General features: G+C 47.2%; 14 protein-coding genes. 11 read left to right on the forward strand and 3 right to left on the reverse strand.

The genetic code is table 11. From position 1 onward, the window contains the following. Nucleotides 1–4: 4 nt before the first annotated feature. The 8 genes from IEW69_RS07625 (at nt 5) to IEW69_RS07660 (ending at nt 7,251) form a co-directional block, all read left to right on the forward strand. Nucleotides 5–358, forward strand: coding sequence for a hypothetical protein (locus IEW69_RS07625; protein ID WP_188626239.1), 354 nt, complete (start codon nt 5–7; stop codon nt 356–358). Nucleotides 359–442: 84 nt separating this feature from the next. Beyond that, nucleotides 443–1,666 (forward strand): L-fucose:H+ symporter permease, encoded by a 1,224-nt coding sequence (gene fucP, locus IEW69_RS07630; protein WP_188626240.1) that lies wholly within the window; start codon nt 443–445, stop codon nt 1,664–1,666. A gap of 17 nt (nt 1,667–1,683) precedes the next feature. Beyond that, nucleotides 1,684–2,022, forward strand: coding sequence for an L-rhamnose mutarotase (locus tag IEW69_RS07635; RefSeq protein WP_188626241.1), 339 nt, complete (start codon nt 1,684–1,686; stop codon nt 2,020–2,022). Between the two features lie 2 nt (nt 2,023–2,024). After that, on the forward strand, nt 2,025–3,683 hold the full coding sequence (locus IEW69_RS07640) for a UxaA family hydrolase (RefSeq protein WP_188626242.1): 1,659 nt from the start codon (nt 2,025–2,027) through the stop codon (nt 3,681–3,683). Between the two features lie 61 nt (nt 3,684–3,744). Next, a complete protein-coding gene (locus tag IEW69_RS07645; RefSeq protein ID WP_188626243.1) occupies nt 3,745–4,515 on the forward strand; it encodes an SDR family NAD(P)-dependent oxidoreductase in 771 nt (256 codons plus the stop codon). Between the two features lie 97 nt (nt 4,516–4,612). After that, nucleotides 4,613–5,470 (forward strand): fumarylacetoacetate hydrolase family protein, encoded by an 858-nt coding sequence (locus IEW69_RS07650; RefSeq protein WP_188626244.1) that lies wholly within the window; start codon nt 4,613–4,615, stop codon nt 5,468–5,470. Between the two features lie 6 nt (nt 5,471–5,476). Next, nucleotides 5,477–6,316 (forward strand): amidohydrolase family protein, encoded by an 840-nt coding sequence (locus IEW69_RS07655; protein ID WP_188626245.1) that lies wholly within the window; start codon nt 5,477–5,479, stop codon nt 6,314–6,316. 146 nt (nt 6,317–6,462) lie between these two features. Continuing rightward, nucleotides 6,463–7,251, forward strand: coding sequence for an L-fucose dehydrogenase (locus tag IEW69_RS07660; protein WP_188626246.1), 789 nt, complete (start codon nt 6,463–6,465; stop codon nt 7,249–7,251). A 9-nt stretch (nt 7,252–7,260) separates the two neighbouring features. Here the strand turns inward: IEW69_RS07660 and IEW69_RS07665 are convergent, their stop codons facing one another. Continuing rightward, a complete protein-coding gene (locus IEW69_RS07665; protein WP_188626247.1) occupies nt 7,261–7,638 on the reverse strand; it encodes a hypothetical protein in 378 nt (125 codons plus the stop codon). 124 nt (nt 7,639–7,762) lie between these two features. Here IEW69_RS07665 and IEW69_RS07670 point away from each other — a divergent pair, with 124 nt between their 5' ends. After that, entirely contained in the window at nt 7,763–8,626 is an 864-nt protein-coding gene (locus tag IEW69_RS07670) for an alpha/beta hydrolase (RefSeq protein ID WP_188626248.1), read from the forward strand. A 73-nt stretch (nt 8,627–8,699) separates the two neighbouring features. On the opposite strand, the gene IEW69_RS07675 is transcribed toward IEW69_RS07670, so the two are convergent. Further along, complete coding sequence (locus tag IEW69_RS07675; RefSeq protein WP_188626249.1) at nt 8,700–9,722, reverse strand: serine hydrolase domain-containing protein; 1,023 nt, start codon at nt 9,720–9,722, stop codon at nt 8,700–8,702. An 85-nt stretch (nt 9,723–9,807) separates the two neighbouring features. Beyond that, complete coding sequence (locus IEW69_RS07680; protein WP_188626250.1) at nt 9,808–10,329, reverse strand: GNAT family N-acetyltransferase; 522 nt, start codon at nt 10,327–10,329, stop codon at nt 9,808–9,810. Nucleotides 10,330–10,692: 363 nt separating this feature from the next. Here IEW69_RS07680 and IEW69_RS07685 point away from each other — a divergent pair, with 363 nt between their 5' ends. Together IEW69_RS07685 and IEW69_RS07690 are read left to right on the forward strand one after the other, a co-directional pair. Continuing rightward, a complete protein-coding gene (locus IEW69_RS07685) occupies nt 10,693–11,529 on the forward strand; it encodes a hypothetical protein (RefSeq protein WP_188626251.1) in 837 nt (278 codons plus the stop codon). A gap of 188 nt (nt 11,530–11,717) precedes the next feature. Next, on the forward strand, nt 11,718–12,122 hold the full coding sequence (locus IEW69_RS07690; RefSeq protein WP_188626252.1) for a hypothetical protein: 405 nt from the start codon (nt 11,718–11,720) through the stop codon (nt 12,120–12,122). Nucleotides 12,123–12,343: the final 221 nt, after the last annotated feature.

The raw sequence follows: 12,343 nt of genomic DNA on the forward strand, positions 1-12,343 counted from the left end.
CCTTATGGAGAAGAAATTATGCCTGAACTGCAACCTGCCCGTGACAGGGCGTACGGATAAGAAATTCTGTGATGACGCCTGCAGGAGCAGTCACCATGCAAAGCTCGGTACTGCAGATCCAGATTACGTCAGACAAATCAACTTGCGCCTAAAGCGCAACCGTAAGATTCTGCTGAGCCTAAACCCGGACGGTAAAGCGAAGGTAAACCGGAAAGAACTGCTTGCCAGGGGCTTCGATTTCCAATGTTTCACGGGCATCTACAAAACGGAAAAAAATGCCTGTTACTACTTCTGCTACGAGATGGGTTATTTGCTCCTGGAACATGACTATGTGCTACTTGTGAAAAAAAAGCACTGATACCGTAACAACTTATTTGCCTTTGGGGAAGGTTTGGAGTTTTTAATTAACTTGTGATGAGTTGATTTAGCCAAATATAAACCAATGCGCAAAAACAAGTATCTGTTACCCCTGGTAATGATTACCTCTCTGTTCTTTCTGTGGGGCTTTGCATACGGACTACTGGACGTCCTGAATAAACATTTCCAGGAAACCTTAAACATCACGAAGAGCCGGTCCACCTTACTACAGGCTGCGTATTTCGGTGCATACTTCATCGTTGCGCTACCTGCAGGGCTCTTCATGAACCGCTACGGCTACAAGCGCGGCATCATCATGGGGCTCCTGCTATACGCTGCCGGCGCCTTTGTATTTTACCCCGCTGCTGAGGCTTCCAGTTTCAACCTGTTCCTGCTTGCGTTATTTATCCTGGCTTCCGGGCTGGCTTGTCTGGAAACCGCAGCAAACCCCTATGTAACCGTACTGGGCGATCCGGAGACTGCAACCACAAGGCTCAACCTTTCCCAGTGTTTTAATGGTGTAGGCTCTTTCCTGGGGCCAATAATTGCCTCTTATCTTTTCTTCAGTGACGGTGAGGGTGCCAGTACAGGCAGCGGAAACCTGGATTCCGTGCAGCTGATTTACGTGCTCATCGGAATACTGGTGCTCATCGTTGCTGGCATATTTGTGCGCACACCTTTACCGGAAATCAAAGAAAGTGAAACTGTAAGCGCTGCCGTATTGAATACGAGACCACTCTTCAACCATAGCAACTTTACTTTCGGCCTGGTCGCGCAGTTTTTCTATGTGGCCGCGCAGGTTGGTATTGCAGCACTGTTCATCAACTATTGCACAGAAAGCGGCGTGAACATCGACAATGCTTCCGCAGCTAAGTATCTCTCCGTTGCGCTTATACTCTTCACCATTGGCAGGTTTGTCGGCACCAGTCTGATGCGGGTAATTCCTGCGAGCACCCTGCTGGCCATTTATGCAGGCATCAACGTTGTCCTGAGCGCTCTCGTGATCAGTCAACAGCAATGGCTTTCCATCTACGCTTTGCTTGGTCTATTCTTTTTCATGTCCATCATGTTTCCAACCATCTTTGCTTTAAGCATCAAAGACCTGGGGCAACATACCAAGCGTGCCTCCTCCTTCCTGATCATGTCCATCGTAGGGGGCGCAATTGTGCCAGTAGTTATGGGCTTACTTGCCGACCAGTATTCCACAGCCTTTGCTTACGTTATTCCACTATGCTGTTTTCTAATCGTGTTCATCTATGGATGGAAGGGCTATAAAGTCCACACCACCATCGCATATGAACAAGTATAAACACAATTCAAAAAGCCATGCCTGATATAAATAGATATTGTTTTGCACTGGATCTGAAGAATGATCCGGCACTGATAAAAGCATACGAAGCCTACCATCAACAGGTCTGGCCTGAAATCATCGCCAGCATTAAGGATGCAGGCATCACCAGGCTGGAGATCTTTCGATATGCCAACAGGTTGATGATGCTGATGGAAGTGGATGAAAGTTATAATCCTGAAAGGAAGGCCGCCATGGATGCAGAAAATGAAAAAGTGCAGGAATGGGAAACACTCATGTGGAAATACCAGCAAGCACTACCAGGCACAAAGCCAGGAGAGAAATGGGTATCAATGGATAGAATTTTTGAATTGTAGCTATGAATTACATCAAAATAGATCCACGCGATAATGTAATCGTCGCTTTAACGGATCTGCCGGAAGGTACGGTCCTTGAACTTGAAGCGCCCTCGCAAACGGATGATAGGCTGCTGGTGGTACAGGAAGACGTCCCTGCAAAACACAAGATCTTCATGCAGGATATGCTGCCTGGCGATGAAGTGCTCATGTATGGCGTACTCGTGGGGAAAGCCATCTGCTTCATTCCCAAAGGTGGATTGATGAGCATTGAGAATACCAGACATGCTTCGCAGGATTATGCCTATGGGGCGGTCGACTACCAGTGGCAGGTTCCGGATGTTTCCGCTTATCAGCATAGAACCTTTAACGGCTACCACCGCAAGGACGGCCGGGTAGGCACAGCCAATTACTGGCTGTTTATTCCCACGGTCTTCTGTGAAAACCGCAACCTGGACGTGATTAAGGAAGCCCTGCACCACACTTTAGGTTATACCGTAACGGACAAATACCGCGCATTTACGGCGCAGCTGCTGGAGGCCTATGAGCGGGGAGAAGCGCTGGACGGCCATATGCTCGATCTCCCCACAACGCCAGATATACATAAAAACCGCGTCTTCAAAAATGTGGATGGTATTAAATTCCTGAACCATCAGGGTGGATGCGGGGGCACACGGCAAGATGCAGCTTTGCTCAGCAAGCTGTTGGCGGCCTATGCCGATCACCCGAATGTAGCTGGCGTAACAGTGTTGAGCCTCGGCTGTCAACACCTGCAAACCGCCAACCTCCTCGACGATTTGAAGTCGCGTAACTCAACCTTCGACAAACCAGTACTCCTCTTCGAACAGCAGCAAAGCAAAGGTGAAGAACAGCTCATCAAGGAAGCTATCCTGCATACCTTCCGTGGATTACAGGAGATCAACCAGCAAGTGCGGCAACCTGCTCCGCTTAGTGCCTTGTGTGTAGGGGTGAAATGTGGCGGCAGTGATGGCTTTAGTGGCATTTCGGCGAACCCGGCCGTCGGTTATGCCTCAGATTTGCTGGTCGCAATGGGCGCCAAAGTACTCCTGGCGGAATTCCCGGAACTCTGTGGTGCAGAGCAGAACCTCATCGACCGCTGCGTAGATGAAGCAACAGCAAACAAGTTCATCCGCCTGATGCGTGAATACGATGCGCAGGCCCATGCTGTAGGCTCCGGATTTTACATGAACCCTTCACCGGGAAACATTAAAGACGGACTGATTACCGATGCCATCAAGAGCACTGGTGCAGCGAAAAAGGGTGGAACATCACCCGTCGTGGATGTGTTGGATTATACGGAGCCTGCGACACTTGCCGGACTGAGCCTGGTCTGCACACCCGGAAATGATGTGGAAGCCACAACTGGCAAAGCGGCCAGTGGTGCCACGTTAATCCTGTTTACCACCGGACTGGGTACGCCAACCGGAAATCCCGTGTGCCCGGTTATTAAAGTCGCCACAAACACCGCACTTGCAGATAGAATGCGCGACATCATCGACATTGATACCGGTGCTGTGATTCGCGCGGAAAAGACCATTGAACAGATGGGAAAGGAAATATTGGAGTACTGCATCCGTGCAGCCAGTGGGGATGTAATCCCAAAGGCGATGCTCCTGAACCAAGACGACTTTATCCCATGGAAAAGGGGCGTCTCACTTTAGAATTCATGAGATCAAACCATTTAATTATTCAAGATCCGACCATTAAGATATTAGAAAGCACATGTACAGTTTAGAAGGAAAATCAGCAGTAATTACCGGCGGCGGGAGCGGAATAGGCAAGGCGATTGCAACCTTGTTCGCAACACAAGGCGCCACTGTTCACATCCTGGAGATGAATGCGGAAGCTGCCACAGCGACCATAACAGCGCTCAACGGGAGCAGCGCCGTGCTGCGCGCGCATGCACACAGCTGCGATGTGAGCAACCAGGAACAGGTGAAAAGCGTATTTCAGGAAATCGGGCAGGTGGACATCCTTGTGAATAATGCAGGCATTGCACATGTGGGTACCGTGGAAACGACCACCGAAGAAGATTTTACGAGGGTGTTCGACGTGAATGTTCGCGGCGCATACAACTGTCTCCATGCCGCAATCCCGTTAATGAAGGCGCAGGGCAAGGGTGTGATCCTGAACATTGCCTCCATTGCTGCACTGGTGGGCATCACGGATCGCTTTGCATACAGCATGAGTAAAGGCGCAATATATGCCATGACACTCTCTGTGGCACGAGATTACCTAGCCCACAACATTCGCTGCAACAGCATTTCACCGGCAAGGGTACATACCCCCTTTGTCGACGGCTTTATTGCGAAAAACTATCCTGGTAAAGAAAGTGAAATTTTTGAGAAGCTCTCTAAGAGCCAGCCAATAGGGCGCATGGGCGAACCTGCAGAAGTAGCGAATCTGGCTCTATTTCTATGTGCCGATGAAGCAAGCTTCATCACCGGGAATGACTACCCGCTGGATGGTGGCTTTGTGAAGCTGAACAATTAAATCACTCAATTCAATACAACAGTATAAATTAATCAAAACAAGACAGTAGCGGTGACAAAGTCCATTAATTAGCTTACCCTACTAAAACAGATACAGTATGAAATTAATAAGATGGGGCGCTGAAGGCAGCGAAAAAACAGGCGTGATAATCGCTGATTATTGGTATGACACCTCCGCTATGGGCACAGACTACAATGAGGCGTTCTTTGCAAATGATGGACTGGAAAAGCTGGATCAGTTCCTAAAAGACAATGAAGGCAAGCTGCCGGAAATCGACAAGTCCGAGCGCTTAGCTTCGCCAATTGCCAGGCCTTCCAAGATCGTCTGTATCGGACTGAACTATGTGGACCATGCAAGGGAAACCCATGCGACAATTCCGGCGGAGCCGATCATCTTCATGAAATCGACCACGGCGATGGTTGGTCCAAACGATGACATCATCATTCCAAAGCATTCCGAAAAAACAGACTGGGAAGTAGAACTCGCCGTCATCATTGGTAAAAAAGCATCCTATGTGGAAGCATCAGAAGCCCTGGACTATGTAGCCGGGTATGCGCTGCACAATGACGTGTCCGAGCGGGAATTTCAAATCGAAAGGGGTGGAACCTGGGACAAGGGAAAAGGCTGCGATACTTTCGCGCCAATCGGACCTTTTCTGGCAACAAAAGACGAGTTAGAAGATGTAAACAACCTCCGCTTGTGGCTGAACGTAAACGGCAAATCCATGCAGGATGGAAACACCAAAGACTTCATCTTCGACGTGCCAAGTGTCGTATCCTATGTGAGCCAGTTCATGACCCTGCTTCCGGGGGATGTCATCTCTACAGGTACACCCGCAGGCGTGGGTCTCGGTTTTAAACCGCCAATTTACCTTAAGCCTGGCGACGTTGTGGAACTTGGAATCGACGGTCTGGGCGTATCCAGACAACAGGTAAAAGCATATCAAAAAGCTTAATATCGCATGTTAAAGATTGATGCGCATCAGCATTTCTGGCTGTATAGCCCAGTGCGGGACCAGTGGATCAATAATGATATGGCCATTCTGCAGGGAGATTTCATGCCGGAGCATCTCCAGCCCATTCTGGAGCATTACGATTTCCAGGGTACGGTTGTGGTGCAGTCGGACCAGAGTCCTGCAGAAAACCTTTTCCAGCTGGAGAATGCAGAAAAGCATCCCTTCATTAAGGCTGTGGTCGGCTGGGTGGACATGCAGGCGCCAGATCTGGAAGCGCAGCTTCAAGCCTATCAGCAGTACCCAAAGTTAAAAGGCTTCAGGTCCATGCTGCAGAGCGATCCTGATCGGTCGCTGATGCTGCGGCCACACTACCAGTCCGGCATCGCTAAACTGCAGACCTATGGATACACCTTTGACATTCTGGTGCTGCCGGACCAGTTGAAATATGCGGAAGCACTGGTAGCAGCCTTCCCGGAACAGCGTTTCGTGCTGAATCACCTGGGTAAGCCGAACATCAGGTTGCGCCAGTTTGAAGATTGGGTGGCGGATATCAAAGCGCTTGCAGTACATGAGAACGTGTACTGCAAGGTGTCTGGCATGGTTACAGAAGCCGATCTCACACGCTGGAAATTCGAGGACTTCAAGCCGTACATCGATACCATCTTTGAATGTTTCGGTATGGAGCGGGTAATGTATGGATCAGACTGGCCTGTTTGCCGACTTGCCGCGACCTTCGGAGAAGTCATGGAGATACTGGAAAACTATACCGCAAACTTTACCAATGCGGAACGGGCGCTTTTCTGGGCGAAAAATGCAATTCGCTTCTATAACATCAACATGGACTAAAGCGCTGCAGAGTGTGCGCTAAAGCGGTAAAGGTGATAACGCTTATAAATGGACGATGCCAGCAAACAAATATGTAACTAAGCGTAAAACCTCAACTATAGCGAACTAAGGAGACCCTTATAAATGAACAATAACAGCAAACAGATATGGAACTGAACCTGAAAGATAAAGTGGTAATTGTAACTGGCGGTGCAAAGGGCATCGGCGCCGGTATCGTTAAAGCACTTGCTGCCGAAGCAGCCATCCCGGTGATTGTGGGGCGAAACGAGCAAGACAATATGCTGCTGCTGGATGAACTACAAAATGCCGGACACATCGCTATGCAGGTCATAGCGGAGCTCAGTGATCCTGCGCAATGCGTAAACGCCGTGGCACAAGTTATGGCGCGCTTTGGAAGCATTGATGGTTTGGTAAACAATGCTGGCGCAAATGATGGCGTGGGACTGGAGCATGGCAGCTACCAGGGTTTTATGGACAGTTTGCACAAGAATGTGATCCACTACTACCTGATGGCGCAGGAGGCATTGCCGGCTTTGAAAGCTTCAAAAGGTGCTATTCTGAACATCAGTTCGAAGGTTGCTGATACCGGTCAGGGCGGAACTTCGGCCTATGCCGCAGCAAATGGCGCCCGTAATGCACTCACCCGGGAATGGGCCGTAGAACTTTTGCCTTATGGTATACGGGTCAATGCGGTTATCGTGGCGGAATGTTTCACACCGCTTTACCAAACCTGGATCAATACACTTCCAAATCCAGAAGCGCAACTGAAGTCCATCACTCAAAAGATCCCTTTAGGGCAGCGCATGACAACTGCAGAAGAAATTGCAAATACTGCGATATTCCTGCTGTCGGAGAAGTCGAGCCATACCACAGGGCAGCTGCTGTACGTAGACGGCGGCTACGTGCATCTCGACCGAGCAATCAGGGGTACTTAGCAAGAGCGGTTAAGTACTGACTTTTTTAAATCTTATAATGAAGTCCTGCCCATCCTCTTTGACGGCGATCTCCATTTCCTCCTTGCTAAATTTGTGGATATTGATGGTCTCTAAAGGCTTGCCCGTTATCAGTTCCAGCGTTTGAATGCTGTAGCCTTGATCATCTTTGCCGATTTTGTACCGTTGAATCCGCTTTGCTTTTGCAAAATCTATATTGATGGTTCCATCAGCATAAAATGTAAGGCTTTTTAGTTTTACTTCCGGCTTGCCCTGCTGCACTTCCCAGGTTCCGATAAACAATTTGTCGGTGTCCGTAACGCTGGTGCTTTGTGCATTTACAACAAATCCTGTGAAGAGGAGGAATGCAAGAATTAATGTATTTTTCATAGTTGACAGGTATGATGTGGTTGATATCTAAATCATTAGAAAGATAACAAAAGGAATCGACATATAATGTGACAACAGTTTACGATCACTAATTACCTTTGCTGGCAGACCCTATTAAAACCTTATGAAACTGCTATCAACGATAATACTCTTGTTCTTCACAACCCATGTCTACAGCCAAACCACAGCTGCGAACGCTGGTAGCAGCAAATTCATCCTTGGTACGGTGGAAACGCTACATTCCGATATACTGTCAGAAGATAGAACCCTCAACATATATCTGCCCCAGGATTACGACAGCACGGCCCGGTATCCCATCATCTATCTTTTGGACGGCTCCGCAGATGAAGATTTCATTCATGTTGCAGGCATAGTGCAATTCAACACCTTTCCCTGGGTAGATAGGATTCCGAAGTCCATCGTAGTCGGCATTGCCAACACCAATCGTAAACTGAACTTTACTTCTGCAAGCAATAGAGATCGCGATAATAAACTTGTTCCCAGCAATGGTGGCTCCGGTAAGTTCATCGCGTTTCTGGAAAAAGAACTTCAGCCCTATATCGAACAGCGGTACGGGAACAAATTAGGCAATACGCTCATCGGACAATCCTTAGGTGGCCTGCTTGCAACCGAGATCTTGTTTACTAAACCCGAGCTCTTTAGCAAGTACATCATCATCAGTCCGAGTTTATGGTGGCGAGACGGCTACTTGTTAAAAGCACAATCAGGCATCCTGGATCCCAAGTATAGCACCCAAACGGACATCTATATCGGCGTAGGTAAAGAAGGATCGATCGACGGTTCGAAAAATCACATCATGGAACATGATGCTAAGTTGCTGGCGGAAAAACTTAAACGTGCAGGATCTAAAAATATCAAAGTTCATTTCGACTACCTGCCTGCAGAAGATCATGCAACCGTTACGCACCAGGCCGTGTTTAATGCTTTCAGAATGTTATATCCCAAAAGGGTCACCGCAAATAAATAGGCTTCCAGTCAGCTGCGCTAAATCGCTCATAATTGAAGCCGCGAACAGATAAATAGCCGGAAAATCCTATCGTTTACTGCTCCATAATCCTTAGGATTGCTTCGCTCAGGCTACCCAGATTATTTTGCTTATTGTTGGTTTGTAAAATGATGGTGAGTCCTTTTTCCTGTTCACTGATCAACAAGGCCTGATAATTTGCTGCTGTACCGTCGTGAATATGGCTCAGCATTTTAATTCCTTTCATGGTGCCCTTGCCAAGCCCGGTCTGGTTGCCATCTGAAAAAGGCACAAGCAATTCTGCCGTTGAAGCCGGACTGATGAGTTTGAAGGTGTTCAGCGCTTCAGACCAACGGTAAAAGTCGTCTAAATTCAGGTTGGTCCATCCGGAAATGGGGGGTGTCATATCATCCACGATACCTTCGTTGTTGTATGCTTGCGCAATCATTTGATCAGCGGGCGTTGGGTCCATAATCCCATGCTTGATGCCCAATGGCTTTAACATCTTCTTCATCACGAAGTCGTTGAATGACATCCCGGTGATCCTGGCAACAATCAGCCGCTGCATGAAAACATCATTGTTATTGTAGGTGTATTTTGTGCCGGGCTCGTAATTCAGTTCCGTTACTTTTTTCAGGTTATTCAGATTATCCTCGTCGCCCTTGGTTTCTTTCCACTTGCTGTTTGGGATGCCGCTGGTATATTGTAAAAGGTGACAGATTTTTATCTTGTCTGCCCAGGCGGGAAGGTCAGTAACATGCTTGGAGAGCGCGTCATCGAGGCTAAGTTTATGCTGTTCCTTCAGCATCATGATGGCGACAGCATTAAATTCCTTCGCAATGGAGCCAATGTTGAAACGATATTCACGGGTAAGCTGGACTTTGCTATTTGCTTCTACTGGTCCAAACGATCCCTGATACATCTCCTTGCCGCCCTGCATAACGAGTACATTTCCATTGAATGTACCACGTTGGTGTGCTGCACGCATCAAGCGGTTGATCGGGTCCTTTTTATCCTGACTAAAACTTTGCAACTGGAACATGCAAAGTAGCACGATAAGCATAGGTCTTGTAAGCAAGTTTGTTTGATAAAGTTTCATGTTCAGTAGATCAACGGAGCCCGGGAATGTTACAGCTAAGGGTTCTAATTTATGCTGCTAATTGCATGTTTGTTTTGCACAGCTACTAGGGCCGCTGCAGGGTATACCAGCCATGTGGATCCCCGTCATATTCGAAACTGTTGACAAAAGAAAATCCACATTTCTCCAGCACGTTCCGTGAAGCTTTATGCTCAAGATCCGCTATGGCATAAATGACCGGGAGGTCCATTTTTTCAAAAGCATATTTAATGACGGCCCGGCTCGATTCCTGTGCGTAACCTTTTCCCCAGTATCGTTTGATGAAGCGGTAGCCCAGATCATGGAAGTTCTGAAAGCCGTTCATGCTTTCTGTGATAAACTTCAACCCGCCCCAACCGACAAAGTTGCCTGTAGCCCGCTCAACAATTGCCAGTCTTGCAACTCCATAATCTACATATTGCTGTCTGATGTTTTCAATGTCGGCAACGGATTCTGATAAAGTTTTTACCGGCGTTCGCCCGAGAAAGCGATGCACATCTGGATCGCTATCCATTTCAAACATTGCCGCTGCATCTTCAGGCAAGATTTTACGAAGATATAAGCGGTCGGTTTCTATGATTGATCTCATGTTGCTCACAGCATTATTTACTTCAAAAAAAGTAGCTTTTCAGCACGGTAGGCATTCAATGCCATTTACTTCTTCAAGATAGGCAATTTGTTAAATTACAGGAAAAACAAGAGACAAATTACCGGGCAGGTGGGTATCAGCTTCGCTATCAAAGCGGCATCAACCCGGCCTCCAAACGGGGTCTATACGGCGTTAATACGGCTAAACACCGCATCGACCCCCTTTCAACCCCGGATCGACTCCCAAAAGACCATCTTCTTTATCGCTAATTTTCTGAGCTAACCCATTGTTATAACATCTTTTAACATATTTTCCGGTCAACACAATAAACTAAAAGTTTATATTCGCATAAAAAAATAGCGCATGACCAGCCATAAAGTCGCATTACTTGTTCACAGCTGCGACAGATACGAACTGCTGTTTAAGGGATTTGACTACTTTTTCCGGTCGAACTGGGATTTCAACATTCCGCTGCACTATTATTTCGCAACAGAAGAGTTGCATACAGACTTCCCTGGTTTTACAAACATCCGCTCCGGAAAAGGGGAGTGGAGCGACCGCCTCCGGATTTTACTGGAACAGATTGAAGAGGAGTACGTGCTCTATTTTCAGGAGGACATGTGGCTGAATAAACCTGTGGACCCCGAATTTATCAATGCGCTAATCTGTAAGGCCACCTCCAATAAGTGGATGCAGGTGAAACTCAATTCCTCCGAAGTCTTCCGGACGCTTCCAAGTGGTTTGTCCATCAACGGTTTTGAGGTGAGCAAGATCGATAATCAAAACAGTGGCTATCTGATGTCGCACCAGGTGACGCTCTGGAACAAGCAGTTTTTAATGGATCAGCTTAAGCCCGGTGAACATCCCTGGCGCAATGAACGTAAAGGGACGAAGCGGCTGCGGAAACTTGACAAAGAAATTTACCACCTGGATTATTTCTCCGAGAATGGCCAGGCGGAAATCAACAACAATGCTGCGGGGGTAGTGCGGAGCGAGTACCAAAGCATTTCCATGAATGCCTGCCTGAACCACAATGCAGTCCCTTTCATAGAAAAGCTGGAGCAGGATCCTGCGTATGCGGATTATGGCGCAAAACTACGATTCAACTACGAACATGGCATCACTCATGATGGGAAACCCAAGCCTTTGAAGAAAGACATCTTTAAACGTGTAAAAGAGTGGATTAAAGCGGTTGGCTAACGCCATAGCAGAAGTACTGGCTGCAAGTCAGTTTGTTGAATAAAAATATCTTTTGCAATTCCGAATTATTACGTAGTTTGGATGTACATAAACCAAACTTTATTTGAGCGAAAATCATCTTGATCTTCAAATCCTGCAATCAGATTAAAAGGTCGTGATGCTTTCATCAGAAAACTAAATCAAAAAACATGAAAAAAATTACAACGCTTATTGTTGGGGTATTTGCCCTGATGATCATTACAGTGAGTGCAAAAGCACAGGCTAAGGCAGACTTCTTTGTTGGGAAATGGGACATCCTGGTTAAGGGAACACCACAAGGGGATGTGAACATGAAAGTAAACTTCGAGATGAAGGACGGCAAGCTGGTGGGTACCATGGTGAACCCGGAAACACAGAAAGAAGAGCCTTTTACTAAACTGGAGACAACTGAAAAAGGTGTGGTTGTTTACTTTTCCGCGCAGGGTTATGATGTGGACATGAGCCTGGAGAAGCAGGATGACGACCATGTTATTGGTATGGTGATGAGCATGCTTGAGGTAACCGGTGTGCGGGTTAAGAAAGAAGTGACAACGTTTAGTGCTGTTAATCAATAGTTTATCTTCATAACCTAAAATATTTGAAATTTATTCTCGAAAACATTTGCAGGTAGAGAACTTTTTTCTACTTTTGTATCGAGAGCGTTAATTTAACGGGGGCAGATTTTAGGATTTGTCCCCGTTTCTTTTTTAAAAGCCATTCTTCAGGCCTTCGCGGCCGATAATCTCATCTCAAAACAATATTCGCGGCATTTCAATTATTGTAAGGATTGCATTTG

Source organism: Pedobacter quisquiliarum (genome assembly GCF_014642175.1).
In the GTDB taxonomy this organism is placed as follows: domain Bacteria; phylum Bacteroidota; class Bacteroidia; order Sphingobacteriales; family Sphingobacteriaceae; genus Pedobacter; species Pedobacter quisquiliarum.